At 71.2% G+C, this 24744-nt stretch carries 26 protein-coding genes; 22 read left to right on the top strand and 4 right to left on the bottom strand.

Features of this window, described 5'->3' with window-relative positions; all coding sequences use genetic code 11:
- Positions 1-41 precede the first annotated feature (41 nt).
- Positions 42-1058 (top strand): serine hydrolase domain-containing protein, encoded by a 1017-nt coding sequence (locus ACFT2C_RS09460; protein WP_377206782.1) that lies wholly within the window; start codon positions 42-44, stop codon positions 1056-1058.
- A gap of 70 nt (positions 1059-1128) precedes the next feature.
- Here ACFT2C_RS09460 and ACFT2C_RS09465 read toward each other — a convergent pair whose 3' ends face one another.
- Complete coding sequence (locus ACFT2C_RS09465; protein WP_377206783.1) at positions 1129-1812, bottom strand: SDR family oxidoreductase; 684 nt, start codon at positions 1810-1812, stop codon at positions 1129-1131.
- A gap of 127 nt (positions 1813-1939) precedes the next feature.
- On the opposite strand from ACFT2C_RS09465, the gene ACFT2C_RS09470 reads away from it, so the two are divergent.
- The 6 genes from ACFT2C_RS09470 (at position 1940) to ACFT2C_RS09495 (ending at position 7075) form a co-directional block, all read left to right on the top strand.
- On the top strand, positions 1940-2542 hold the full coding sequence (locus ACFT2C_RS09470) for a TetR family transcriptional regulator (RefSeq protein WP_377206784.1): 603 nt from the start codon (positions 1940-1942) through the stop codon (positions 2540-2542).
- 95 nt (positions 2543-2637) lie between these two features.
- Positions 2638-3354, top strand: coding sequence for a response regulator transcription factor (locus ACFT2C_RS09475; protein ID WP_377206785.1), 717 nt, complete (start codon positions 2638-2640; stop codon positions 3352-3354).
- Between the two features lie 162 nt (positions 3355-3516).
- Entirely contained in the window at positions 3517-4797 is a 1281-nt protein-coding gene (locus ACFT2C_RS09480; RefSeq protein ID WP_377206786.1) for a cytochrome P450, read from the top strand.
- The gene (locus tag ACFT2C_RS09485; RefSeq protein ID WP_377206787.1) at positions 4790-5014 is read left to right on the top strand and encodes a ferredoxin; all 225 of its coding nucleotides are present in this window, start codon (positions 4790-4792) and stop codon (positions 5012-5014) included. Before ACFT2C_RS09480 ends, ACFT2C_RS09485 begins: the two co-directional genes overlap by 8 nt.
- On the top strand, positions 5011-6255 hold the full coding sequence (locus ACFT2C_RS09490) for an NAD(P)/FAD-dependent oxidoreductase (protein WP_377206788.1): 1245 nt from the start codon (positions 5011-5013) through the stop codon (positions 6253-6255). Before ACFT2C_RS09485 ends, ACFT2C_RS09490 begins: the two co-directional genes overlap by 4 nt.
- The gene (locus ACFT2C_RS09495; protein WP_377206789.1) at positions 6239-7075 is read left to right on the top strand and encodes an SDR family oxidoreductase; all 837 of its coding nucleotides are present in this window, start codon (positions 6239-6241) and stop codon (positions 7073-7075) included. Before ACFT2C_RS09490 ends, ACFT2C_RS09495 begins: the two co-directional genes overlap by 17 nt.
- Before the next feature lie 53 nt (positions 7076-7128).
- Here ACFT2C_RS09495 and ACFT2C_RS09500 read toward each other — a convergent pair whose 3' ends face one another.
- Positions 7129-7842, bottom strand: coding sequence for a TetR/AcrR family transcriptional regulator (locus ACFT2C_RS09500; protein WP_377206790.1), 714 nt, complete (start codon positions 7840-7842; stop codon positions 7129-7131).
- A gap of 111 nt (positions 7843-7953) precedes the next feature.
- On the opposite strand from ACFT2C_RS09500, the gene ACFT2C_RS09505 reads away from it, so the two are divergent.
- From ACFT2C_RS09505 to ACFT2C_RS09570, 14 genes are all read left to right on the top strand, one after another.
- Positions 7954-9237 (top strand): FAD-dependent monooxygenase, encoded by a 1284-nt coding sequence (locus tag ACFT2C_RS09505; protein WP_377206791.1) that lies wholly within the window; start codon positions 7954-7956, stop codon positions 9235-9237.
- Positions 9212-9868, top strand: a complete 657-nt coding sequence (locus ACFT2C_RS09510; protein WP_377206792.1) for an NUDIX hydrolase — start codon at positions 9212-9214, stop codon at positions 9866-9868. Before ACFT2C_RS09505 ends, ACFT2C_RS09510 begins: the two co-directional genes overlap by 26 nt.
- 360 nt (positions 9869-10228) lie before the next feature.
- On the top strand, positions 10229-10483 hold the full coding sequence (locus ACFT2C_RS09515; protein WP_377206793.1) for a hypothetical protein: 255 nt from the start codon (positions 10229-10231) through the stop codon (positions 10481-10483).
- Positions 10480-11127 carry a hypothetical protein gene (locus tag ACFT2C_RS09520; protein ID WP_377206794.1) on the top strand — a complete coding sequence of 216 codons (648 nt, stop codon included), beginning with the start codon at positions 10480-10482 and terminating at the stop codon, positions 11125-11127. Before ACFT2C_RS09515 ends, ACFT2C_RS09520 begins: the two co-directional genes overlap by 4 nt.
- Positions 11128-11235: 108 nt before the next feature.
- Positions 11236-11877, top strand: coding sequence for a pyridoxal 5'-phosphate synthase glutaminase subunit PdxT (gene pdxT, locus ACFT2C_RS09525; RefSeq protein WP_377206795.1), 642 nt, complete (start codon positions 11236-11238; stop codon positions 11875-11877).
- 80 nt (positions 11878-11957) lie between these two features.
- Entirely contained in the window at positions 11958-12719 is a 762-nt protein-coding gene (locus tag ACFT2C_RS09530) for a YebC/PmpR family DNA-binding transcriptional regulator (RefSeq protein ID WP_377206796.1), read from the top strand.
- Positions 12720-12796: 77 nt separating this feature from the next.
- The gene (ruvC, locus tag ACFT2C_RS09535) at positions 12797-13363 is read left to right on the top strand and encodes a crossover junction endodeoxyribonuclease RuvC (protein WP_377206797.1); all 567 of its coding nucleotides are present in this window, start codon (positions 12797-12799) and stop codon (positions 13361-13363) included.
- Between the two features lie 132 nt (positions 13364-13495).
- Entirely contained in the window at positions 13496-14122 is a 627-nt protein-coding gene (ruvA, locus tag ACFT2C_RS09540; protein WP_377206798.1) for a Holliday junction branch migration protein RuvA, read from the top strand.
- Positions 14115-15197, top strand: a complete 1083-nt coding sequence (gene ruvB, locus ACFT2C_RS09545) for a Holliday junction branch migration DNA helicase RuvB (protein WP_377206799.1) — start codon at positions 14115-14117, stop codon at positions 15195-15197. The genes ruvA and ruvB overlap by 8 nt, the downstream gene beginning before the upstream one ends.
- Positions 15198-15339: 142 nt before the next feature.
- Complete coding sequence (yajC, locus tag ACFT2C_RS09550; RefSeq protein ID WP_377206836.1) at positions 15340-15771, top strand: preprotein translocase subunit YajC; 432 nt, start codon at positions 15340-15342, stop codon at positions 15769-15771.
- 81 nt (positions 15772-15852) lie between these two features.
- Positions 15853-17730, top strand: coding sequence for a protein translocase subunit SecD (gene secD / locus ACFT2C_RS09555; RefSeq protein ID WP_377206800.1), 1878 nt, complete (start codon positions 15853-15855; stop codon positions 17728-17730).
- Complete coding sequence (gene secF, locus ACFT2C_RS09560; RefSeq protein WP_377206801.1) at positions 17730-18821, top strand: protein translocase subunit SecF; 1092 nt, start codon at positions 17730-17732, stop codon at positions 18819-18821. The genes secD and secF overlap by 1 nt, the downstream gene beginning before the upstream one ends.
- Positions 18822-18843: 22 nt before the next feature.
- Positions 18844-19416, top strand: a complete 573-nt coding sequence (locus ACFT2C_RS09565; protein WP_377206837.1) for an adenine phosphoribosyltransferase — start codon at positions 18844-18846, stop codon at positions 19414-19416.
- Positions 19417-19491: 75 nt separating this feature from the next.
- On the top strand, positions 19492-21828 hold the full coding sequence (locus tag ACFT2C_RS09570) for a RelA/SpoT family protein (RefSeq protein ID WP_377206802.1): 2337 nt from the start codon (positions 19492-19494) through the stop codon (positions 21826-21828).
- Between the two features lie 76 nt (positions 21829-21904).
- On the opposite strand, the gene ACFT2C_RS09575 is transcribed toward ACFT2C_RS09570, so the two are convergent.
- Complete coding sequence (locus tag ACFT2C_RS09575) at positions 21905-23095, bottom strand: ATP-dependent DNA ligase (protein WP_377206803.1); 1191 nt, start codon at positions 23093-23095, stop codon at positions 21905-21907.
- A 197-nt stretch (positions 23096-23292) separates the two neighbouring features.
- On the opposite strand from ACFT2C_RS09575, the gene ACFT2C_RS09580 reads away from it, so the two are divergent.
- A complete protein-coding gene (locus tag ACFT2C_RS09580; RefSeq protein WP_377206804.1) occupies positions 23293-23562 on the top strand; it encodes a Rho termination factor N-terminal domain-containing protein in 270 nt (89 codons plus the stop codon).
- Between the two features lie 74 nt (positions 23563-23636).
- Here the strand turns inward: ACFT2C_RS09580 and ACFT2C_RS09585 are convergent, their stop codons facing one another.
- Positions 23637-24740 carry a DNA polymerase domain-containing protein gene (locus ACFT2C_RS09585; protein ID WP_377206805.1) on the bottom strand — a complete coding sequence of 368 codons (1104 nt, stop codon included), beginning with the start codon at positions 24738-24740 and terminating at the stop codon, positions 23637-23639.
- Positions 24741-24744 lie beyond the last annotated feature (4 nt).

A 24744-nucleotide genomic window follows, 5' to 3' on the forward strand; every position in this document is an offset into this window, starting at 1 on the left:
CCGGTGGCTATGCTCCGGTTACCTGACGGGGAGGACACGACATGATCGACCTGGGCGAGCTGGACGCCGCGGCGCTGGAGCGGTCGTTCACTGGCATCGTGACGGTCGACGTCGGTGATCGCACAGTTCTGGAACGCTCCTACGGGCTCGCCCATCGTGCCCTCCAGGTGCCGAACACCTCGACGACGCGGTTCGCGATCGCGAGCGGCAGCAAGAGCTTCACCGCCCTCGCGATCATGCGGCAGGTCGTGTCCGGGACGCTGCGCCTGCAGGACCCGGTGCGCCGATACCTCGGTGACGATCTCCCGTTGATCGACGACGACGTCACGATCGAGCAGCTGCTCACCCACACCTCAGGGATCGGCGACTACCTCGACGAGGACGGCGACTGGGACCCCGCCGACTACGTCCTCCCCGTCCCGGTGCACACGCTCGAGACCGCCGAGTCGTTTCTCCCGATCCTGGACGGCTTCCCCCGCAAGCATGCGCCCGGTGCCCGGTTCACCTACTGCAACGGCGGCTACATCGTGCTGGCGATCGTGCTGGAGCGGATCACCGGGCGGCAGTTCCAGGACGTCGTGGATACCGATGTGATCCGGCCCGCCGGGCTGACGAGCACGGCATACCTGCGATCGGACGAGCTACCGGGGGACGTCGCCGTGGGCTACCTGTTCTCAGAGGGCGATCGCAGCAACGTGCTGCACCTGCCGGTGCGCGGCAACGGCGACGGCGGCGCCTACACGAGCGCCGCCGACCTGCACCGGTTCTGGCGCGCGCTGCACGCCGGGGCGATCGTGCCGGCCGACGTGGTCACCGAGATGACGCGTCCGCGTTCAGACGTGCCGGAGGAGGACCTGCGGTACGGCATGGGATTCTGGCTTCACCCGGACGATCCTGCGGTCGTGATGGGCGGTTTCGACGCGGGCGTCGCCTTCCGTTCGACGCACGATCCCGCGACCTCGACGACGGTGACTGTGCTGAGCAACTGCACCTTCGGGTCGGGACTCGTCATCGAGCTGCTCCAGAAGTCCTGGCCGGAGCTGTTGTCCATGGCGTGACAGCGAGGGGCCCCGCGGACATCGTGTCCGCGGAGCCTGCCCGTCTGTCGCGGCCGCGATGTTCCTGCGGTCAGGTGACCAGCAGGCCGCCGTCCATGTGCAGGTCGTGGGCGTTGATGCCGGTGTTGCTGAGCAGGAAGTCAGTCGCGTCGGCGATCTCCGCCATCGTCACCAGGCGTCCGATCGGGGTCCGGTCCGAGTGCGGCGGGTTGGGGACGTCGCGCCACCGGGGGCTGTCGCCGATCAAGCCGGGGTGCAGGGCGTTGACGCGGTGCGGGGCGATCTCGACGGCGAGCGTCCTGACCAGGCCGGTGATACCGGCGTTGAAGGTGCTCACGATGGTCGAGCCGGGGTAGGGGCGTTCCTTGGCGAGCCCGCCGAAGAGGACGACGGACCCGTCCGGGGTGAACCGGTCGTGCAGCACCCGCACGGTCTCCGCATAGCCGACGAGCTTCATGGTCACCGCGGACACGGCATCCGTGATGCTGAACTGCGCCAGGGTGTTCGCCGCCTGGCCGACGGCGGTGATCACGAGATTGTCGACCTCGCGCACGTCCGCCAACGAGGCCTCGATCGTCTCGGGCTGGGCGAGGTCGAGCGCCAGCCCGCGGGCGCCGCCGAGCCGAGCTGCTGCGTTCTCGGCGCGCGCCTTGTCCCGGCTGGTGACGATGACGTCGTCGCCGCGGCTCGCGAAGTGCTGGGCAATGGCGCCACCCAGCCCTCCGCTGCCGCCGACGATGAGTGTGGTGGTCATGCGATGGCGGTCCTTCCGTCAGTGGCGGCCTTCAGGCCATGCCATTTAGTATCCAGTTGGATACTAACTCACGCGGCGACGATGCGATGCGCCCCCCAGTAGCGTGACCTTTCATGCAGGAGCAGCCGTGAACGACGCAGAGCTTGTCCAGGAGCCGCGGCGGCGGGACCCCGAGGGGCGCCGGGCGGCCATCATCGAGGCGGCCCGCCAGACCTTCACCGAGCGCGGCTACGCCCGCACCACCCTGCGCGAGGTCGCGCGCCGGGCCGGCGTCACGCACGGCCTCATCACACGGCACTTCTCGTCCAAGGAGCGGCTCTTCCTCGCCGCGGTGCCGGGCAACCGCGACCTGGAACGAGTGGCGGCCGGAGACCCGGCCACACTGCCCGACCGGATCGCGCACGCCTTCGTGCTCCGGATGGAGACCGACGCCGCAGGCGACCCGCTGATCGCCCTCCTGCGCAGTGCCGCATCTGACGAGCAGGCCGCCGCCCGGCTCCTGGTCGCGATGCAGGAGTACAGCGCGGCCGTCTACCGCTCAGTCCTCACGCCGGGGGAGCCCGCCGCGTCCGACGACGATCTGGACATCCGCGTGGCGCTCGTGGGTTCGCAGCTGATCGGCGTGGCCTTCAGCAGGTACATCGCGCGGACCGAACCGCTCGCCTCGATGCCGCCCGACAGGCTCACGGAACACCTCATCCGGATCCTGCGGCACGTCCTGTTCGGCTGACGGCCGCGCGCGCTCGGTCCTGCGTGGGGCTGCCTGAAATCACCCGTGGCCGCGTACGCTGATCCGGAGGTCCTTGTCCGGCTCTGGAGGGATGGATGGCAGCAGTCTCGGGGCAGGTTGCCGCTGGGGCGCCGGTGGCCGGAGCCGGGAGCGGGCGGGTCCTGGTGGTCGCCTCCGACGAGGACCTGCTGGATCTTCTGCTCACGACCTTGGGCCTGGCCGGCTACGACGTCGAGCAGGTGGGCAGCGGGCCGGAGGGCGTGACTCGAGCGCGGGCGGCGCAGTTCGATCTCCTGATCGTGGACACGAGCCTGCGCGGTCTGCGGCACATTCCCCGGTGGGCGCCGCAGGACCGCGAGATGCCCGTCCTGTTCCTGGTGCCGGGCGACCAGATCGACATGGTGGCGTCCGAGGTCGGATTCAGCGGTGATGACTACCTGAGCAAGCCGCTGCGCGTGGGGGACCTGCTGGCTCGCGTCGGGCTGCTCCTGCGTGGTGGCTCCTCGGCGGGGCAGCACAAAGTCCTCGTCCAGGGCGATCTCCGGCTGGACGAGGCGACGTGCCGGGCGTGGCGTGGGGAGCGTGACCTCGATCTGGGCCCGGCGGAGTACCGGCTGCTGCGCACCCTCCTGCTGCACGCCGGGACCGTCCTGTCGAAGGAACAGATCGCCCGCCGGGTCTGGGGCGACGTCCGGGACGACAACGCGATCGAGCGGCTGGTCTCGCGTCTGCGCCGGAAGGTCGATCGCGAGCAGCCGGCGCTGATCCGCACCCAGCGCGGGTTCGGCTATTCGCTGGTCGTCGGGGACTGATCTCGCGCTCCCGAGGGCGCACGCGCGTGCTCGGTGTGCGGGCGGGACGTGAAGAAGCGCGAGGCCGCGGCAGCCGTCAGGTTCGCGTCAGGTTCGCGTCCGGTCGGGGTCAGCCCTGCCTGGTGTGATCGGCGTACCCGATACCCCCCCAGGAGGCTGATCGTGACCGACACGACGCTCACCGATGCAGACCGGACGCCGGACGTCGTCGACTACCCGACCCCGCGTGATCCGCGCCGCCCCTTCGCCCAGCCCGCCAACGTGCTGGCGACCACCGAGACCGGCCGGATGGCGCGCGCCCGGATCTGGGACGGCTCCACACCGTGGCTGGTGACCAGGTACGCCGACCAGCACGCGCTGCTGACCGACCAGCGGCTGTCGATCGACGAGAAGCGCGAGGGCTACCCGCACATGACCCAGGGCCGCAGCGTGAGCGCGCAGCACACGCCGCCGCTGATCACCAACACGGACGCCCCTGAGCACACCCAGATGCGCCGCACGGTCAACCTGCCGTTCACGGTGAAGCGCGTCGAGGCCATGCGCCCCAGGCTCCAGGAGCTCGTGGACGACCTGCTCGACGAGATGTTGGCCGCGCCCGGGCCCGTCGACCTGGTCCAGGCGTTCGCGCTGCCCGTGCCGACCATTGTGATCACCGAGATGCTCGGCATGGACTACGGCAACCGTGCGGACTTCCAGCACGCCAGCCACACCCTCGTCAGCCACGAGGCCACCGACGAGGAGTCCGCGGCGGCGGGCGCCGTCCTGGGCGGCCATGTCGCCGCCGCGATGGAGGCCAAGATGGCCGAGCCCGCCGACGACGTCATGTCCGAGCTCGCCGCGCGCGTCAAGGCCGGGGAGATGACCATGCGCGGGGCGCTGTCGATGTCCACCGCCATCCTGATCGCCGGGCACGAGACCTCGGCCAGCATGATCAGCCTGGGCACCCTCGCCCTGCTGCAGAACCCGGACCAGCTGGAGTACTTCCGCTCGATCGTCGACGACCCGAAGGCCGTGGCCGCCGCCGTCGAGGAGCTGCTGCGCTACCTCAGCATCGTGCACACCGGCGTGCGCCGGATCGCGAACGAGGACATCCAGGTGGGCGCCGACGTCATCCGCAAGGACGAGGGCCTGATCCTCGACGTGGCCGCCGCCAACTGGGACCCCGCCCAGTTCCCGGAGCCCGACCGGCTGGACCTGACCCGGTCGGCGCGTTCGCACCACGCCTTCGGGTACGGCGCCCACCAGTGCCTGGGCCAGACCCTCGCGCGCGTCGAGCTGCAGGTGGCCTTCCGGGCGCTGGTGAGCCGCGTTCCGGACCTGAGGCTCGCGGTCCCGGCGCAGGACGTGGACTTCGCCTACGAGGGCGTGGCCTACGGCCTGCACTCGCTGCCGGTGACCTGGGGACCCGCCGACCGAACCGGAGAGGAACTGACCCATGAGTGACGAGACAGTGACCGCGACCCACCGGGTCGAGCTGGACGAGCCGAAGTGCGTGGCGTCGGGCCAGTGCGTGATGGTGGCGCCCGACGTCTTCGACCAGCGGGACGAGGACGGCGTCGCCGTCGTGCTGGACGCGACGCCCGCGGCCGACCTGCTCGACGACGTGCGGGAGGCCGTGGCCGTCTGCCCGGCGGCCGCGCTGCGCCTGGTCGAGCTGTGAGCGCGGCAGCGGTGCGTGACGTCGTCGTGGTCGGCGCGTCGGCGGGCGGCCTGGCCACCGCCGAGGGCCTGCGCCGGGGCGGGTTCGACGGGCGGATCACGCTGGTGGGTGCCGAGCCGCACCTGCCGTACGACCGGCCGCCGTTGTCCAAGCAGGTCCTGGCCGGGCAGTGGGAGCCGGACCGGCTCCCGCTACGACCCTCGTCGGACATCGAGGCGCTCAACCTGGACCTGCGGCTGGGCACGGCAGCCACCGCTGTGGATCTCCGCGCCCGCACGGTCGCCCTGGACACCGGGGAGGAGGTCGGCTACGACGCCCTGGTGGCGGCCACCGGGGTGACCCCGCGCCGGCTGCCCGGCGGCCGGGGCCATGTGCTCCGGAACCTGGAGGACGCCCTGGCCCTGCGGGACCGGCTGCGACCGGGCCGGCGCCTGGCGGTGGTGGGCGCCGGGTTCCTCGGCGCGGAGGCGGCTGCCGTGGCCCGTGGCCTGGGCTGTGCGGTCACGGTCGTGGAGCCGGCCCCGGTGCCCCTGGCGCACGCAGTGGGCGCGCGGGTCGGCCAGGTGCTGACCCAGGCGCATCGCGAGCGGGGCGTGGACCTGTGTACCGGCGTCGGAGTCACGCGGGTGCACGACGGCGGGCTGGAGCTGGCCGACAGCTCGACCGTCGAGGCCGACGACGTGCTGGTCGCCGTCGGCTCGGTGCCGAACACCGGGTGGCTGGAGCTGAGCGGGCTGCCCGTGGCGGACGGTCTGGTCTGCGACGAGTACTGCGCCGCGGCCCCGGGCGTGTACGGCGTCGGGGACGTGGCGCGGTGGGACAACCCGCTGTTCGGGGTCTCGATGCGGATCGAGCACCGCACGCATGCGGGCGAGCAGGGCCTGGCGGTCGCGCGCAACCTGCTGAACCCCGAAGCACCCCGGCCGTTCGCGCCGGTGCCGTACTTCTGGTCGGACCAGTACGACATGAAGATCCAGGCCTACGGGTACCTGCGCGGGCACGACGAGGTCCGGATCGTCGAGGGCGACCTCGCCGAGCGGCGCTTCCTGGCCGCCTACCGCACCGGCGACCGGCTCGCGGGCGTGCTCGCGATCGGCATGCCGCCCCGGGCGCTGCGCCCGTGGCGGCAGCACATCGCGGCTGGTGCCACCTGGCACGACGCCGTCGGCGACCTGCCCGACGGCGAGGCGCGCCACGCGACCACCGCACGGGAGGTGGTCAGCGATGGCGCACCGGCCTGACGTGCAGGAGGAGGTGGTGGTCGTCACCGGCGCCGGGGGCATGGGCGAGGCGATCGCCCGCAGGATCGGCGGCGGGCGCCGCCTGTTCCTGGCGGACTACTCGCAGCAGGCACTCGAGCGCGGGACGCAGGCGCTGGACGAGTCCGGGTACGCCGTCACGGGCCTGGTCACCGACGTCTCCGACCGCGCTTCCGTGGACCGGCTGGCCCACGCCACGGCCGACGCGGGCCGGCTGGTCGCCGTCGTGCACACCGCCGGAGTGTCCGCCGCTACCGCCACCGTCGAGCAGGTGCTCGCCGTCGACCTCGTCGGCACCGCTCACGTGATCGACGCCTTCGAGCAGGTGGTCGTGGCCGGGCTCTCGCTCGTCTGCGTCGCGAGCATGGCCGGGCACTACGCGCGGCTGACCGGGCAGCAGGAGCAGGAGCTGGCCACGGCTCCGACCGGCGAGCTCAGGGACCTGCCGGTCGTCCGGGCGGCCACCGACTCCATGCAGGCCTACATCCTGGCCAAGCGCGCCAACCAGGTCCGCGTCCAGGCGGCAGCGCTCGCCTGGAACCTGCGCGGCGCCCGGGTGAACACCGTGAGCCCCGGAGTGATCTCCACGGCCATGGCCAAGGCCGAGGCCGCCTCGGCGTCGGGCAGCCACATGCTCGGGATGCTCGATGCCTGCGGCATCGGCCGCATGGGCAGCACCGGCGAGCTCGCCGAGGCCGTCGCGTTCCTGGCCGGACCAGGTTCCCGGTACGTCACGGGGACGGACCTGCTGGTCGACGGCGGGCAAGCCGCCTGGATCCGGCACCACATGCCTGTTCCTTAGCGCGAGCGTCGCCCGTCCGTCGCGGGCTGAGGTGGACGTGGCGCCCCGAGGCATCAAGGACTCGGGGCGCCAGGCGTGGAGCGGTCGGCGTCGATCAGGTCGTCGAGCAAGGTTGCGGTGGCGGTGGCGACGTCTCGCAGTGTCGTGACCGAGGGTTCGGGCTCGCTCTCGAACGCGCGCCGGACGATCTTGGCGAGGAGGTGTGCCCGCGTGTCGGGGCCGCCCGCGCCAGGGCTGTCCTCGGCCCGCAGGAAGCCCTCGAAGGTCGCCTGGTAGGCGTAGCCGATCTCGTCGACAGTCATGTCGTCGCGGAGCAGGCCGTGCTCGGCGAGGAGCCCGACATACTGGCGCGCCATCGTGCCGTGACGGTCGTCGCGGGCGGCGTCGGCCGAGGCGGCCAGCTTGCCCAGCAGGTCGGGATCCTCCAGGAGGAATCCGTGCAGCAGCGGGCGGTTCACGATGGCCAGGAAGTAGGTCTGTGCGAAGCGGTGGAGCAGGCACACCTTCGGCTCCTGCCGCAGGGCCTGACGGAGCTCGTCCATCGCGCGGAGCACCTCCCGCTCGAAGACCGCGCCGAACAACTGCTCCCGGTTCTTCCAGTGCAGGTAGATGGTGCCTTTGCCGATGCCGGCTCCGGCGGCCACGTCGTCGATGGTCACGCGCCGGTAGCCGTGACGGTGCAGCAGGTCGGCGGTCACGTCGAGGACCCGCATGGCACGTTCGGCCCGCTGCTGCGGGTCGCGAAGTCGTCCGATGGTCGCGCTCATGTGGCCAACCTATACCCGAGCTGACTGTTGACCAATTTTCGAATCTGGTCATATCCTCAACACTGGCGCACCAAGACGGCGGCCATCCATCCCCTGCGACGGGAACTCGTGATGAACACCAAGACCAACCCGACAGTCCTGATCTCCGGAGCCGGGATCGCCGGCACCACGCTGGCGTACTGGCTGGCACGGCACGGATTCCAGCCCACCCTCGTCGAGCGCGCGACGGGCCTGCGCTCCAGCGGCAACCCGGTGGACGTGCGCGGGCCTGCCGTGGAAGTGGCCGAGCGCATGGGCGTGCTGCCGCGGCTGCGCCAGGCCGGCACCCGGGTGACGGCGCTGAGCTTCGTCAACGGCTCCGGCCGGCAGGTGGGCCGAGTCAACATGCGGGCCCTGCAACAGGCATCCGACAGCCGGGAGGTGGAGGTGACCCGCACCGACCTCGCGACGATCCTGTACGAGGCCGGCCGGGACTCCGCCGAAATTCTGTTCGGTGACACGATTACTGCACTGAGCCAGGACGGCGACGGCGTCGACATCACCTTCGAAAAGGCCACGCCACGCCGGTTCGACCTGGTCGTCGGAGCCGACGGCCTCCACTCGACGACCCGTCGCCTGGCCTTCGGAAAAGAGTCGGATCTCGTCCGGCACATGGGCCTCTACGTCGCGACCATGCCGCTGGACAGTCCGGCCGACGACGAGCATGACGTCGTCATCCACAACGCCCCCGGCCGGATGGCCTCCCTGCACCCCGTCCACGGCCGTGCGCTGGCGGCCTTCATCTTCCGCCACCCGGAGGTGACGGGCTTCGACCACCGCGACCTCGCGCAGCACAAGCGGGTCCTCACCGACATCTATTCGAGCGACGGCTGGCGCGTGCCCGAACTGCTGGAGCGGGCCCGCGCCGCCGACGACCTCTGGTTCGACTCCGTCAGCCAGGTCCGGGTCGACTCCTGGGCGAACGGCCGCATCGCACTGCTGGGCGACGCCGCATCGTCCGTGTCGCTGTTCGGCGACGGCTCCACCCTGGCCATGGCAGGCGCATACACGCTCGCCGAGGAGCTGGCCGCCACGCCCGCCGATCCACACATGGCCTTCGCGCGCTACGAGGCCAGGCACCGCACCCTGGTCGACCCCAGGCAGGGAAACGTCGCGACCGCCGCCGCGCTGATGGTCCCCGCCACCCGCGCCGGAGTCGTCGTACGGAACGCGGCCACCCGGCTCTGGCCGACCGCCGCGGCGGTCGCCCGGATCCGCAACCGGCTCACCCCGCGCGGCCAGGGCTCGCACCGGCGATCGCCTGACCCCGACCGGGCCGGAGGGCATCCGGCGCGGGACTTTACCCAGGCGCGAACGTATCGTCATCGGCATGACCTGGCGCAGCGACCTTTCTGATCAACATCGAGGAGGAACCGGTGCCCGTCCGCCTGGCGGAGCGGGGCTGGCGACAGATGTCCCGGCACAGCCGTCCGACCTCGGTACCCCGCCATCGAGCGCGTCGCTCGGCGACGACTGGGTACCGGGGCCGGACGGCGTCCGCGAGCGCTCGGCGGCCCGCGTCATCCTGATGGACGACGACGGGCGCGTCCTCGTGATGCGCGGGCACGACGTGAACCAGCCGGAACGCTCCTGGTGGTTCACGGTGGGCGGCGGCATCGACCCGGGGGAGACCCCGGTGCAGGCTGCTCTGCGCGAGACCCGCGAGGAGGTGGGCGTCGCGCTGGCCGCCGAGGACCTGGTGGGCCCGGTGCTCACCCGAACCGGCATCTTCGAGTTCTTCGCCGAGACGTGCCGCCAGTACGAGGTGTTCTACCTGGCCCGGACGGCGGGCGCGGTCGAGGTGAACGCCGACGGCTGGACCGACGCCGAGCGCGAGCTGCTCGACGAGGTGGCGTGGCTGACCGCGGCGGAGCTGCGCGACCAGCCGCTGGAGGTGTTCCCGCCGGAGCTGCCGGACGTCGTCGACCACCTGGTGGCCGGCTGGGACGGCGAGGTGCGACACCTCGGTGAGCAGTTCGACGACTGAGGGGATCGTCGCTGCAGGGCCCGCCTTTCATCGTTTTGCGCAGAGCGGGAATGTCATTTCTTGTGCGGCGTTGCGATGATATTCATCGACCGTGCCGCGGTACTTCTCTGCGTGCAATTCTGGTCCGACCTCGGTGATATCCGATTCGCCGCTATCCGGATCGCCGAATGCGTCGCCACAGGTAGATACGTCGTCGTCGACGCATCAACCGTCTCATTGCGGGACGGATCGGCAATTCCGGCGTCCGGCCCAGAGCAATAGCGGGTGAAATCCAGAAAGGGTCGCCATATCGGCGCGCACACCCGTGGAAGCTGTGCCTAGCGTGAGTGGCAGGGGGAAATTCCACGGAAGGTGTTCCTCATGGCCGGCGCGTTCACCGGGCAGCGCGAGGCGATTGCCACAGTCGTCGCGGTGCTGCTGTTCGGCTACGCGGGCTGGCAGGTGCTGCGCACCGTGCGTGAGCGTTCCACACGGGCGATCGGACTGCCCGTCGCCGTCGGCTCTGGGGTTGTCGACGGCGACGGGCCTGCTGGACGAGTAGTTCCGGCCGCAGAGGCCGGGCCGGCCGGGCGAGCTGGTTCAGCCGGCCCCGCCGGGGACGGGACTGCGCGATGATGCCGGGACAGCGGATGGTGCTGGTCGCCGTGCTCGTCGCAGGATCGGCCCTGGCCGTGCTCCCGGCGCACGCCGCCGTGCCCGCGGCCTCCGACGACCAGCTGGTCCTGAGCACGGACGGCAGCACGTGGGCGCCCGGCATCACGACGCCGCTGCTCGACCCGGGCCTGGTCTGGGTGCCCGGCGACGTGATGACAAGCACGCTGTACGCGCGCAACGTGTCGGGCGAGAGCGCGAGCGCGGTAATAACAGTCCACCTCGGCGGTGGGTCGGAGGGCGCGGGCTACTCGTTGGTCGACGAGCTGAACGTACGCACTCGGATGGGGGCTGCCCCGTGGACCGACGGGACGACATCCGTCATCACTGATCTCCCGCCCGGCGAGCGGCTGCCCATCGGCATCGAGGTCGAGCTCGACCCCGCCGCGACGAGCGCGTTGCAGCAGCGGACCACATGGATCAGCATGGCCGTGACCCTCTCCGCCGTCGGCCCGGGAGAGGACGGCGGGGGCGGTCCTGGTGAGGGCGCGCCGGGCAGCCTGCCACGGCCCGGGGCGGACCTGCTGGTGGCGGTGCTGGTAGCGGCCGGGGCGGTCGCCCTGGGCATGCGGCTGCGCAGACGGGCGCGGCATGACTGGCCAGGGTGAGGTCAGGAGCTGGGGAGTGCGCGCCGCGCCGCAGTGGCGGCGCTCGCAACGCTGCTCCTCTGCGCGGGCGGTGGGTCCCCGGGCGATTGGCGTCGCGCCGTAAGATGGATGGTTGTGGCAACCCCGACTATTGGAGTCCTCGCCCTGCAGGGCGACGTCCGTGAGCACCTGTTCGCCCTCGAGTCCGTGAAGGCGCGTGCGGTGACCGTGCGGCGGCCGGCCGAGCTGGCGGCGGTGGACGGGCTCGTGATCCCCGGCGGGGAGTCCACGACCATCGACAAGCTGCTGCGCATCTTCGAGCTGCGCGACCTGCTGCAGACCCGGATCAAGGAGGGCCTGCCGGTGTACGGCTCGTGCGCCGGCATGATCCTGCTCGCCGACCGGATCCTGGACGGGACCGCGGACCAGCAGACCGTCGGCGGCATGGACGTGGTGGTGCGGCGCAACGCATTCGGGCGGCAGGTCGACTCCTTCGAGACCGACCTCGACTTCGTCGGCATCTCCGACTCGGGAAACGGCGGCCCGGTGCGCACGGCGTTCATCCGCGCCCCCTGGATCGAGGAGGCCGGGCGCGACGTCGAGGTGCTGGCGCGCATACCGGCTGTGGATACGCAGGGCCGTCCGGTGGCGGCCGCCGGTAAGATCGTCGCAGCACGGCAAGGGCCGCTGCTCGCCACCGCATTCCACCCCGAGATCACGGGGGACACGCGCGTGCACGGGCTGTTCGTCGGCATGGTCGCGGGCGCCTGAGCGGTTGTCCCGCTACCGTTCGACGCCACTGAAGACGTCACTGCAAGAGCCAACGGAAATGCAAGGAGTCAGGTAGAGGCATGTCAGGTCACTCCAAGTGGGCCACGACCAAGCACAAGAAGGCCGCGATCGACGCCAAGCGCGGCAAGCTCTTCGCGAAGCTGATCAAGAACATCGAGGTCGCGGCGCGCACGGGCGGCGGCGATCTTGCCGGTAACCCGACGCTGTTCGACGCGGTCCAGAAGGCGAAGAAGTCGTCGGTCCCGAACGACAACATCGACCGCGCGCTGAAGCGTGGTTCCGGCGAGGGCGCCGACGCCGTCGACTACCAGACGATCATGTACGAGGGCTACGGCACCAACGGCATCGCCGTCCTGGTGGAGTGCCTCACCGACAACAAGAACCGTGCGGCCTCCGAGGTGCGCCTGGCGTTCACGCGCAACGGCGGCAACCTCGCCGACCCGGGCTCGGTGTCGTACCTGTTCTCCCGCAAGGGCCTGATCGTGGTGCCGAAGGCCGACGGGGTGGGCGAGGACGAGGTCATGCTCGCCGCGCTCGACGCCGGCGCCGAGGACGTCACCGACCAGGGCGAGGTCATCGAGGTGCTGACCGAGGCGACCGACCTCGTGCCGGTGCGTACGGCCATCCAGGAGGCGGGCATCGAGTACGACTCCGCCGACGTCATCTTCCACCCGTCGATGCAGGTCGAGGTGGACGTCGAGGGCGCCCGCAAGATCCTGCGCCTGATCGACGCGCTCGAGGACAGCGACGACGTGCAGAACGTCTATGCCAACTTCGACGCGAGCGACGAGGTCATGGCGGCGCTCGACGAGGAGGAGTGACGCTCCTCTCGCCGGTCGCGCCGCGCCGTCGGCCGAGCCTGCGAGGACCACGCCCGGCGTCGTGAGAATCTGACGCCATGCGCGTTCTCGGAGTCGACCCCGGCCTGACCAGGTGCGGCGTCGGCGTCGTCGACTCCCTGCCCGGGCGCCGGGCGCGGATGGTCGCGGTAGGGGTCATCCGCTCGGACGCCGACCTGTCGACCGACCTGCGGCTCCTGAAGATCGCCGAGGGCCTCGACGGGTGGCTGGACGAGCACGTGCCCGACGTCGTGGCGGTCGAGCGCGTCTTCGCCCAGCACAACGTCGGCACGGTGATGGGGACCGCCCAGGCGGCGGGCCTGGCCATGGTGGCCGCGGCCCGTCGCGGCGTGCCCGTCGCGCTGCACACGCCGTCCGAGGTGAAGGCCGCGGTGACCGGTTCGGGCCGCGCCGACAAGGCGCAGGTGACGACGATGATCACCCGCATCCTCGACCTGGACGAGGCGCCGCGGCCCGCCGACGCCGCCGACGCGCTGGCCCTCGCGCTCTGCCACCTGTGGCGCCCGGCCGGCGCCCTGCAGGGCGGCGACCGGCACGAGCTCACGCCCGCGCAGCGGGCCTGGGCAGCGGCCGAGCAGGCAGCCAAGCAGCGCCCGCGGCGCTGACCACCGCGCACCGCCAGCGGCCAAGTCTGCGGTCGGGGACTGGCGGCGTGGCACGCCCGGATGGCACCGGCGCGCTTGTTAGGCTCCTCGCACGAACGTTCGATAGTCCCAGGACGCAAGAAGGGGGAGCCCGTGATCGCCTCGCTGACGGGAACCGTGGCCCACATCGGCCTGGATCGTGCGGTGGTGGACGTCGGCGGCGTCGGCTACCTGGTGCACGCCACGCCCACCACGCTGGCCGGGCTGCGTGTCGGCGAGACGGCCGGCGTCGCCACGAGCATGGTGGTCCGCGAGGACTCGATGACCCTGTACGGGTTCGGCGACCCCGACGAGCGCGACGTGTTCGAGGTGGTCCAGACCGTCTCCGGCGTCGGGCCGCGGCTCGCGCTCGCGATGCTCGCCGTGCACACCCCGGACGCGCTGCGCCGCGCCGTCGCGGGCGAGGACCTCGCCGCGCTGACCCGCGTACCGGGCATCGGCAGGAAAGGCGCCCAGCGCATAGTCCTGGAGCTGGGTGACCGGCTCGGGCCGCCGTCCGGCGTCGCGCCCGCCGAGGCATCGCCGGGTGCGGCGGCCGCAGCCGGCGACCACTCCGAGCGGGTGGTGGAGGCCCTGGCCGGCCTGGGCTGGCCCGCCAAGCAGGCCGACGACGCCGTGGCGAAGGTGCTCGCCGACGCGGGGACCGACGCCGTCGCCGCCGACGAGGTCGCCTCCACTCTCCGCGCCGCGCTGCGCGTGCTGGGAGGACACCGTGGCTGAGGCCTCGACCACGACCGAGAGCTCCGGCAGCCGGATCGTCGCCCCGAGCGCCGACGAGATCGAGCGCGCCGCCGAGGCCGCGCTCCGCCCCAAGAAGCTCGACGACTTCGTCGGGCAGCGGGTGGTGCGCGACCAGCTCTCCCTCGTGCTGCAGGCCGCCATCGCCCGCGGCAACCCGCCCGACCACGTGCTCCTGTCCGGCCCGCCCGGGCTCGGCAAGACGACCCTGGCCATGATCATCTCGGGCGAGCTGGAGTCGCACATGCGGCTGACCAGCGGCCCGGCCATCCAGCACGCGGGCGACCTCGCCGCCGTCCTGTCCTCCCTGGAGGAGGGCGACGTGCTGTTCATCGACGAGATCCACCGCCTCGCCCGCCCCGCCGAGGAGCTCCTGTACGTCGCCATGGAGGACTTCCGGGTCGACGTCGTCGTCGGCAAGGGCGCCGGCGCCTCCGCGATCCCGCTCGCGCTGCCGCGGTTCACCGTCGTCGGCGCCACCACCCGCTCCGGCCTGCTGCCCGCGCCGCTGCGCGACCGCTTCGGGTTCACCGGGCACATGGACTACTACTCGCCCGAGGAGCTGGAGCGCGTGATCCTGCGCTCCTCCGGGCTGCTCGGCGTGCACCTCGAGCACGCGGCGGCGCACGAGATCGCCGGCCGCTCCCGCGGCACCCCCCGCATCGCCAACCGTCTGCTGCGCCGCGTGCGCGACTGGGCCCAGGTGCGCGGCGACGGGCGCCTCGACCTGCATGCCGCCAAGTCCGCCCTGGAGGTGTACGAGGTCGACCCCATCGGCCTCGACCGTCTCGACCGCGCGGTGCTCACCGCGCTGTGCACCCGGTTCGGCGGCGGGCCCGTGGGGCTGAGCACACTGGCCATGACGGTGGGCGAGGAGGCCGAGACCGTCGAGACCGTCGCCGAGCCCTACCTCGTGCGCGAGGGCCTGGTCGGACGTACCCCGCGCGGCCGCGTCGCGACCGCGGCGGCCTGGGAGCACCTGGGGCTGACGCCGCCCGCCCCGGCGCCGGGAAATGTCGCAGCGGCCCCCGAGACGGGAACTTTGCTCGACCCCTGACGTTGTTCTGGTGGCGCCCCAGGCGGGCGACCCGAGGATTCAGCCCCGGCACTACACTGGGTTGGATCCTCGTCGTAGTGCGCGACGCATGCGAGCGCAGCTCATCCGACACCGCAATCGAACAGGGACCCTTACCGTGGAAATGCTCATTCTCGTCGCGATCCTCCTCGTGGTGATGTTCTTCATGTCCTCCCGCACGCGCAAGCAGCAGCGCGAGGCCGCGGAGTTCCGGAACAACCTCACCGTCGGGACCAAGGTCATGACCGCCTCCGGCATGATCGGCACCGTCGTCGACGTCGACGACTCGAACGACCAGGTGACCATCGAGTCCTTCCCCGGTAACCCCACCACCTGGCTCCGTGCGGCCATCTCGAAGAAGATCGACGAGCCCGTCGCCGACGACGCGGACACCGACGACGCGGCGGACGAGTCCGACATCACAGCGAACGACGAAACGGCAAGTACCATCAGCCCGGACGCGAACGACGTCCCCGACGACCTGTCCGGCCTGGACACCGCCCAGCGCGAGTACCGGGAGCAGCAGCGGCGGGACGCGGACGCAGACGGCAAGTGACGGCCGCGCCGTCCGGTGATCCCGGGCGGCGCCGAACCCGCGCCGGACGTACCCCGGCGCGCACACGAGAAGAGACAGACGTTGGCGACTGACACCCGGCGCTCGCGGCCGGCTCGCACGATCGTGCTCCTGACGATCTTGACGATCCTGCTGCCTTTCGGCGTCCTATTGGCTGGTTGGCAGCTCGACGGAAAGTCGAGCGACAACCCGGACGGAGCGAGCCTGGCCCCCGGCCTCGCGCTCGACCTCCAGGGCGGCACCCAGGTCATCCTGGAAGCCGTGACCTCCGACGGCTCCGAGATCACCCCGGACGCGATGGAGGAGGCCATCGGTGTCATCCGCCAGCGTGTCGACGCCAACGGCGTGAGCGAGGCGGAGATCGCCGCCCAGGGCCAGCGGCAGATCGTGGTCGAGATCCCGGGCGAGGTGGACGACGAGACCGTCGCCCTGATCTCCCAGGCCGCGCAGATGAAGTTCCGCCCGGTCCTGATGGTCGGCAACCCGGTTCCGACGGCGCAGCCGTCGGCGAGCCCGTCCGCGTCCGGCGATGCCGCCGACAAGGCAGCCAAGGGCGACGGCGATGCTGCCGACGCCGGGGCCGCGGCGGACAAGCCGACCAAGAAGGAGATCGCCGAGCAGGAGAAGGCGATCAAGTCGGCGACCGACCCCTCCGACCCGGCGCAGATCACGCCGTCCGTCCAGGCCGCGTACGACGCGCTGGACTGCACCGACCCGAAGAGCCTCGAAGGCGGCGGCGGGGACCGCCCGGACCTGCTGCTCGTCACGTGCGACCAGACCGGTACGGCGAAGTACATCCTCGGCCCGGTCGAGGTGGACGGCACCGACCTGAACTCGGCGACGTCCGGCCTGGTGCCCGGCGCCAACGGCACGGTCTCGAACGAGTGGGGCGTCACCCTCTCCTTCAACTCCGAGGGCACGACGAAGTTCCGGGAGACCACCGAACGCCTGACGCCGCTGCAGCCGCCGCTCAACCAGTTCGCGATCGTGCTGGACAGCCTCGTCGTCTCCGCGCCGAGCAGCAACGCGGCGATCACGAACGGTCAGGCGATCATCTCCGGCTCCTTCACCCGGGACACCGCCGCCACGCTGGCCAACCAGCTCAGCTTCGGTTCGCTGCCGCTGACGTTCGAGGTGCAGGGGCAGAACACGATCTCGGCGACGCTGGGTTCCGAGCAGCTGCAGCGCGGGCTCTTCGCCGGTCTCATCGGCCTGGTGCTCGTGGTCATCTACTCGCTGTTCCAGTACCGAGCGCTCGGCCTGCTCACCGTGGCCTCGCTGGTCGTAGCCGCCGCCATGACCTATAGCGTGATCACCATCCTGAGCTGGGGGATGGGCTACCGCCTGTCGCTGCCGGGTGTCGCAGGTCTGATCGTCGCCATCGGCTTCACCGCCGACTCCTTCATCGTGTACTTCGAACGTATCCGTGACGAGCTGCGTGACGGGCGCACGCTCCGGCTCGCCGTCCAGCGCGGCTGGACCCGTGCCCGCCGCACGATCTACGCCGCGAAGTCGGTGAACCTGCTCTCCGCGCTGATCCTGTACTTCATGACCGTGGGCGGCGTGCGCGGCTTCGCGTTCACGCTGGGCCTGACCACGATCATCGACGTCATGGTCGTCATCTGGTTCACGCACCCGGTCATGGAGCTCATCTCGAAGGTGCCGTTCTTCCGCGACGGCCACAAGTGGTCGGGCCTGTCGGCCGACCGTCTGGACGCCGCGCCCTACCGCGGTGCGGGCCGGTTCGCGGGCCCGAAGCCGGACGCCGTCGCTCCGGCGGACGCCCCCGCGCCGGGCAGGGAGCGCGAGCTGGTCTCGGCGCGGTCGGTGCCTCCCGCGCCGCGCGTCGCCGAGGACGGCCGCAGGTTGACTATCGCGGAGCGGCGTGCCGCCGAGCGCAAGGCTGCCGCCGAAGCGGCTCAGAACGAGGAGAAGCACTGATGGCTCGCGGCGGCTTCGCCCAGTGGGGCAACGACCTTTACACGGGCCGTAGGTCCTACCCGATCATCCAGCGGCGCCGGGTCTGGTTCTCGATCGTCGCGCTGTTCTCGGCGGCGTCGATCCTCGTGCTGGTCTTCCAGGGCCTGAACCTCGGCATCGACTTCAGGGGTGGCTCCGAGTTCACCGTGTCGGGCACCTCGACCACGGACGAGGACATCGCCCTCGACGCGGTCGCCACGGTGGCACCGGACGAGGAGCCGCACGTCTCCAGCCTGGGCGCGGACGCGGTACGGGTCCAGACCTCACAGCTCAGCAACCAGCAGACGGACCAGGTCGCCGATGCGCTGGCCGACGCGTACGGCGTCGAGGCCCGCGAGGTCACGTCGAACTTCATCGGCCCGACCTGGGGCCAGTCCGTGAGCCTGCGGGCCCTCTGGGGCACCGTGGCGTTCGTCCTGGCGGCGGCGCTCTTCATGACCGTGTACTTCCGCGCCTGGCGCATGTCGGTCGCCGCCGTGGTGGCGATGCTCTGCGACGTGCTGATCTCGGCCGGCGTGTACGCGGTGATCGGCTGGGAGGTCACGCCGTCGACCATCATCGGCTTCCTGACCATCCTGGGCTTCTCGCTGTACGACAAGATGGTCGTCTTCGACAAGGTGCGCGAGAACACGACCGCAGTGACCGAGCAGTCCCGCAGCACCTACGCCGAGCGGGCCAACCTCGCGGTGAACCAGACCCTGGTCCGGTCCATCAACACCTCCGTGGTGGCGCTCTTGCCCGTGGCGGGCATCCTGTTCGTGGGTGGCTTCCTCCTGGGGGCCGGCACGCTGAAGGACATCTCGCTGTCGCTGTTCGTCGGTATCGCCGCGGGCGCGCTGTCCTCGCTCTTCCTCGCGACGCCGCTGGACGTGTCGCTGCGGGAGCGGGAGCCCAAGATCGCCGAGCACACCAAGAAGGTCATGGACCTGCGTGCCGGGCTGATCGCCGAGGGTGCCGACGAGAGCGTGCTGGCCGCCGCGGCGTCCGGTTCCGCTCAGCTCGTCCCGGGGCATCACCAGGGACAGACCGCTCAGCCCAAGCGTCGCCGGTAGGCTCCGCTTCGTGGCAGACGACATGACCGACGTCGCCCTCTCCGGCCTGCTGCCGGAGAGGGCGACGCGCGTTCGCGACCTGATCGCGGACGTCCCTGACTTTCCTTCCCCGGGCATCCTCTTCAAGGACATCACCCCGCTGCTGGCCGACGCCGAGGGCTTGGCCGACGTCGTGGAGGCGTTCACGCGCCTGGCCCTGGCGGACGGGGTCGACGTCGTTGCGGGGATGGAGGCCCGCGGGTTCCTGCTCGGCGCGCCGGTGGCGCACGCCCTGGGGCTCGGGTTCCTGCCCCTGCGCAAGGCCGGCAAGCTCCCGCCGCCCACCGAGCGCGTCTCGTACGACCTGGAGTACGGGTCGGCGTCCATCGAGCTGCGCTCGGGAACACTCACGCCTGGTGCGCGTGTTCTGATCATTGACGACGTCCTCGCCACGGGTGGTACCGCGGCGGCGGCCGCGCAGCTGATCGAGCAGTGCGGGGGAGTGGTGGCGGGGCTCGTGTTCCTGCTCGAGCTGGAGGCACTCCACGGGCGAGGCAGGCTTGAGGGCCGCAACGTCGATACTCTCCTGCGAGTAGACACGACGTCCGGTGAATGAGCCCTTCGGACGGGGAATAGAGGTCCAGGGCTAGACTGGCGACTCCGGGTTCCACCCGGGGAAGGAGGCGCGTACATGGCTGAGAACACGGTGTCACGCGCTCCTGTGCCCGAGAAGAGCCCGCCGACCCCGCCCGGTGGCAGCCGGATGCGGAACCGGCTGGTGCGCCTTGGCGTGCGCAGCGTGGGCGGCGGTACGCCCGCCGCGATCGAGCCGCTGCTGCAGGCGATCCGCAGCAACCACCCCAAGGCCGACGTGTCGCTGATCGAGCGCGCGTACGTCGTCGCGGAGCGGGCCCACCGCGGCCAGATGCGCAAGAGCGGCGACCCGTACATCACGCACCCGGTCGCCGTCTCGACGATCCTCGCCGAGCTCGGCTTCGAGGGCACGACGATCGCGGCAGCCCTGCTGCACGACACGGTGGAGGACACCGACTACGCGCTGGACACGCTGCGCGGCGAGTTCGGCGACGACGTCGCGCTGCTCGTGGACGGCGTGACCAAGCTCGACAAGGTGAAGTACGGCGACGCGGCGCAGGCCGAGACCGTGCGCAAGATGGTCGTGGCGATGGCCAAGGACATCCGCGTGCTGGTCATCAAGCTGGCCGACCGCCTGCACAACGCCCGCACCTGGAAGTACGTGCCGTCCAAGTCGGCGGAGCGCAAGGCGCGCGAGACCGTCGAGATCTACGCGCCCCTGGCCCACCGGCTGGGCATGAACACGATCAAGTGGGAGCTGGAAGACCTCTCCTTCCAGACCCTGTACCCCAAGGTGTACGACGAGATCGTGCACCTGGTGGCCGAGCGGGCCCCCGCGCGCGAGGAGTACCTCGGCGTGGTGAAGGGCCAGATCGAGTCCGACCTCCGCAGCGCCAAGATCAAGGCCACGGTGACGGGCCGGCCGAAGCACTACTACTCGATCTATCAGAAGATGATCGTGCGCGGTCACGACTTCGCGGAGATCTACGACCTCGTCGGCACCCGGGTCCTGGTGGACACGGTGCGCGACTGCTACGCGGCGCTCGGCGCCATGCACGCGCGGTGGAACCCGGTCCCCGGCCGGTTCAAGGACTACATCGCGATGCCGAAGTTCAACATGTACCAGTCGCTGCACACGACGGTGATCGGCCCGGGCGGCAAGCCCGTGGAGATCCAGATCCGCACGCACGACATGCACCGCCGCGCCGAGTACGGCGTCGCGGCGCACTGGAAGTACAAGGAGAAGACGCCGGCGGGCGGTGGCGCCGACCCGAAGAACCAGGACATGGCCTGGCTGCGCCAGCTCGTGGACTGGCAGCGCGAGACCGCCGACCCGGCGGAGTTCCTCGACTCGCTGCGGTTCGAGATCGGCGGCGACGAGGTCTACGTCTTCACGCCGAAGGGCATGGCGATGGCGCTGCCGGGCGGCGCGACGCCGGTCGACTTCGCGTACGCCGTGCACACCGAGGTGGGGCACCGCACCATGGGCGCCCGCGTGAACGGCCGCCTGGTGCCGCTGGACTCGCCGCTGGAGAACGGCGACGTCATCGACATCCTCACCTCGAAGTCGGAGACAGCCGGGCCGAGCCGCGACTGGCTCGGGTTCGTGAAGTCGCCGCGCGCGCGGAACAAGATCCGCCAGTGGTTCACCAAGGAGCGCCGCGAGGAGGCCGTCGAGACCGGCAAGGACTGGATAGCCAAGTCCATGCGCAAGCAGGGCCTGCCGATCCAGCGCCTCATGTCGCACGAGACCCTCGTCGGGGTCGCGAACGAGATGAACTACCAGGACGTGTCCGCGCTGTACGCGGCCGTCGGCGAGGGGCAGATCTCGTCCGCCCACGTCGTGGACAAGCTGGTCAGGGCGCTGGGCGGCGCGGACGGAGCGGAGGAGGACGTCGCCGAGGTGACCCGGCCCGGCGGGCTCACCGCCCGGCGGGTGCGCTCGGGCGACCCGGGCGTCATGCTCAAGGGCTCCGACTCCGCGGACGTGTGGGTCAAGCTCGCCAAGTGCTGCACCCCGGTGCCGGGCGACGACATCGTCGGCTTCGTGACGCGCGGCCAGGGCGTCAGCGTGCACCGCACGGACTGCGTGAACCTGGACGGGCTGCGCAAGCAGCCGGAGCGCCTGGTCGAGGTGGAGTGGACGCAGGGCGCCAACACGATGTTCCTGGTGCAGATCCAGGTCGAGGCGCTCGACCGGTCCCGGCTCCTCTCGGACGTCACGCGCGTGCTGTCCGAGAACCACGTCAACATCCTGTCCGCGTTCGTCTCGACGTCGGACGACCGGCTGGCCGTCTCCCGGTTCATCTTCGAGATGGCCGAGCCGGCACACCTCGCGACGGTGCTCGCGGCGGTCCGGAAGGTCGAGGGCGTGTTCGACGTGCACCGCATCACCGGCACCAAGCCGGTCGAGCGGCCGCAGCTCCCGGTCTGAGTCGCGACAGCCCGGGCCATGGGTGACCACTATGGCCCGCACTGACCGGGGCGTGGCACGGGCCGGCCGGCCCGCGTCAGGCGGTACCAGGCGCGCCCGGCAGCAGCTCGCCCAGGTCGTAGCTGACCGGCTCCTCGAGCTGCTCGTAGGTGCACGACGCCGGCTCGCGGTCCGGGCGCCAGCGCTTGAACTGGGCGGTGTGCCGGAACCGCGTGCCCTCCATGTGGTCGTACCCGACCTCGAGCACGCGCTCGGCGCGCAGGGGCGTGAACGACAGGTCCTTGCCGGAGCTCCAGCGGGACTGCGCGCCGGGCAGCCGGTCGCCCGCCTCGGCGTTCGCCGGGTCGGACCACCCGTGCCACGGGTGCTCGTCGGCGGCCGGCGTGCCGGGCTCGACGACGAGCGGCGCCAGCTCGGCGACGAGCTCCGCGCGCCGGGTCGCCGAGAACGACGCGGCGACGCCGACGAACTGCAGCCGCGGGCCGTCGTCGGACTCGTCCCACAGGCCCAGGAGCAGCGAGCCGATCAGCGGCGCCTCGGGGGTCGAGGTCTTGTGCAGCCGGTAGCCCGCCAGGACGACGTCGGCGGTGCGGGTGTGCTTGATCTTCAGCATGGCGCGCTTGTTGGGCGCGTAGGCGCCGTCCGCGGGCTTGGCGACCACGCCGTCCAGGCCCGCGCCCTCGAAGGAGCCGAACCACTCCTCGGCGACCGCGGCGTCGAGAGTGCGCGGCGTGGCGAACACGAGCGGGCCCTTCAGGCCCAGCCCGTCCAGCGCCTCGATCCGCTCGGTCAGCGGGCGGTCCATGAGCGACTCGTCGCCCAGCGCGAGGACGTCGAACACCACGAGCGCGGCGGGTGTGGTCTCGGCGAGCATGTTGACGCGGGACGCCGCCGGGTGGATGCGCTGGGACAGCAGCTCGAAGTCGAGATGTGCGCCGCCGGTCGGGCCGGGTTCGCCGGTCGGGCCTGGCGAGACCCCCGGCGTCCGGGCGATGACTATCTCGCCGTCGACCACGCACCGTTCCGGGAGCGCCTCGCGGACCGCCGCGACGACGTCGGGAAAGTAGCGGTCCATGGGCTTCGCGTTGCGGGAGTCGATGCGGACGTCGTCGCCGTCGCGGTACACGATGGCGCGGAAGCCGTCCCATTTCGGCTCGTAGACGTAGGCGGGTCCGACGGCGGTGTCCGACTGGGCGGGGACCGACGGCACGCTCTTGGCGAGCATCGGCCGGACCGGGGGCTGAACGGGCAGGTTGAGTGTGGTCACGGAACGAGCCTGCCTCAGCGCGGCACGTAGCGCAGGTAGACGCACCCGTCGGCGGACATGTTCGCGAAGTAGCTCAGGGTGCCCCTGTACGGTCCGACGCCGGAGCGGGGCGAAACTCATCTGTCCGGGAGATGCGAGCCAGTCAGGGCTGAACCACCGTGGGGAGTGAACCGTCAGTCCGAGCGGGAGGAGCAGCCATGCCGAGACGTGATCCTGGCCCGAGCGTCAAGGACAAGGAGCTGTACGAGAAGCTGCGCGACGAGGGCAGCTCCAAGGAGAAGGCGGCGCGCATCGCCAACGCCGCCGCGGGCTCGTCCCGCAGGAGCGTCGGCCGCAAGGGCGGCAAGTCGCCCGAGTACGACGACTGGACCGTCGAGGACCTGCGCAAGCGCGCGGCCGAGATCGGCATCGAGGGTCGGTCCACGATGCGCAAGGGCGAGCTCATCAAGGCCCTGCGCAACCACTGACCCTCACCTTGGTTGTGGGCGTGATCGTTGCGACCACACGTCCGGTATAGGCGCAACGGTCACGCCCACAACGGTCAGTCCTTGGCGGGGTCCTTTGATCGGTCCCGGTCCTTGTCGCGGCTGGGCTGGACCCGCTTGGGCTCGCCCGGCATCTTCGGGTACTCCGGCGGGTAGGGGAGGTCGTCGAGCCCGTCGGCCTCGTCGCGGGCCGCGAGGTCGAGGGCCGCGTCCAGCGAGCAGTCCAGCGCCGGGTCGCGGTCGGCGCGCAGCGCGGCGAACAGGTCCCCGCGCTCGGCGAACCTCGCCGGAGCGCTCAGGACGTCGAAGTCGTCCGGGTGCACGTCGCCCACCTCGTCCCACTCCAGCGGCATCGACACCGTCGCCTTGCCGTTGGCCCGGATCGAGTACGCGGAGGCGATGGTGCGGTCGCGCGCCATCTGGTTGTAGTCCACGAAGATCGCCTCGCCGCGCTCCTCCTTCCACCACCGCGTCGTGACCTTGCCGGGCAGACGGCGCTCCAGCTCCCGCCCGATCGCGATGGTCGCCCGCCGGCCCTGCGTGAACGTCCACCGCGGCTCCAGCGGCACGAACACGTGCAGCCCGCGGCCGCCGGACGTCTTGGGATACCCCGTCAGGTTCAGCTCGCCCAGCAGCTCGCGCAGGTGCGGGGCCACGGCGGCCGCCTCCGCGAAGGCCGTACCGGGCTGCGGGTCGAGGTCGATCCGTAGCTGGTCGATCGCCTCGACATCGTCCCGCCGGACCGGCCACGGGTGGAAGGTGAGCGTGCCCATGTTCGCCGCCCAGGCCACGACGGCGGGCTCGGTGGGGCACACCTCGTCCGCCGTCCGGCCCGACGGGAACGCGATGGTCGCGGTCTCGACGTAGCCGGGTGCACCCTGGGGGATGCGCTTCTGGTAGAAGCCGTCACCCTTCGGGTCGTTCGGCTTCGGCATGCGGGTGGCGAGGTGCGCGCCCTCGTGCCAGCCCTTGGGCCACCGCTCCAGTGTGGTGGGGCGGTGCAGCAGGGCGCCGGTGATGCCGTCGGAGACGGCGACGAAGTACTCGACGACCTGCAGCTTGGTGATTCCTCGGGGGAAGACGACGCGGTCCGGGCTCGTCACGCGGACCGTGCGTCCCGCGACGTCGAGCTCCACCGCTGGTGTCTTGGATCCGGCCATGAGA

Source organism: Promicromonospora sp. NPDC057138 (assembly GCF_042670845.1).
Classification (GTDB): domain Bacteria; phylum Actinomycetota; class Actinomycetes; order Actinomycetales; family Cellulomonadaceae; genus Promicromonospora.

Bases quoted from the DNA above. Each gene is read 5' to 3' on its own strand.
- ACFT2C_RS09460 (WP_377206782.1), top strand. From the start codon at position 42: ATGATCGACCTGGGCGAGCTGGACGCCGCGGCGCTGGAGCGGTCGTTC.
- ACFT2C_RS09465 (WP_377206783.1), bottom strand. From the start codon at position 1,812: ATGACCACCACACTCATCGTCGGCGGCAGCGGAGGGCTGGGTGGCGCC.
- ACFT2C_RS09475 (WP_377206785.1), top strand. From the start codon at position 2,638: ATGGCAGCAGTCTCGGGGCAGGTTGCCGCTGGGGCGCCGGTGGCCGGA.
- ACFT2C_RS09485 (WP_377206787.1), top strand. From the start codon at position 4,790: ATGAGTGACGAGACAGTGACCGCGACCCACCGGGTCGAGCTGGACGAG.
- ACFT2C_RS09495 (WP_377206789.1), top strand. From the start codon at position 6,239: ATGGCGCACCGGCCTGACGTGCAGGAGGAGGTGGTGGTCGTCACCGGC.
- ACFT2C_RS09500 (WP_377206790.1), bottom strand. From the start codon at position 7,842: ATGAGCGCGACCATCGGACGACTTCGCGACCCGCAGCAGCGGGCCGAA.
- ACFT2C_RS09505 (WP_377206791.1), top strand. From the start codon at position 7,954: ATGAACACCAAGACCAACCCGACAGTCCTGATCTCCGGAGCCGGGATC.
- ACFT2C_RS09510 (WP_377206792.1), top strand. From the start codon at position 9,212: ATGACCTGGCGCAGCGACCTTTCTGATCAACATCGAGGAGGAACCGGT.
- ACFT2C_RS09515 (WP_377206793.1), top strand. From the start codon at position 10,229: ATGGCCGGCGCGTTCACCGGGCAGCGCGAGGCGATTGCCACAGTCGTC.
- ACFT2C_RS09520 (WP_377206794.1), top strand. From the start codon at position 10,480: ATGATGCCGGGACAGCGGATGGTGCTGGTCGCCGTGCTCGTCGCAGGA.
- pdxT (WP_377206795.1), top strand. From the start codon at position 11,236: ATGGTTGTGGCAACCCCGACTATTGGAGTCCTCGCCCTGCAGGGCGAC.
- ACFT2C_RS09530 (WP_377206796.1), top strand. From the start codon at position 11,958: ATGTCAGGTCACTCCAAGTGGGCCACGACCAAGCACAAGAAGGCCGCG.
- ruvC (WP_377206797.1), top strand. From the start codon at position 12,797: ATGCGCGTTCTCGGAGTCGACCCCGGCCTGACCAGGTGCGGCGTCGGC.
- yajC (WP_377206836.1), top strand. From the start codon at position 15,340: ATGCTCATTCTCGTCGCGATCCTCCTCGTGGTGATGTTCTTCATGTCC.
- secF (WP_377206801.1), top strand. From the start codon at position 17,730: ATGGCTCGCGGCGGCTTCGCCCAGTGGGGCAACGACCTTTACACGGGC.
- ACFT2C_RS09565 (WP_377206837.1), top strand. From the start codon at position 18,844: ATGACCGACGTCGCCCTCTCCGGCCTGCTGCCGGAGAGGGCGACGCGC.
- ACFT2C_RS09570 (WP_377206802.1), top strand. From the start codon at position 19,492: ATGGCTGAGAACACGGTGTCACGCGCTCCTGTGCCCGAGAAGAGCCCG.
- ACFT2C_RS09580 (WP_377206804.1), top strand. From the start codon at position 23,293: ATGCCGAGACGTGATCCTGGCCCGAGCGTCAAGGACAAGGAGCTGTAC.
- ACFT2C_RS09585 (WP_377206805.1), bottom strand. From the start codon at position 24,740: ATGGCCGGATCCAAGACACCAGCGGTGGAGCTCGACGTCGCGGGACGC.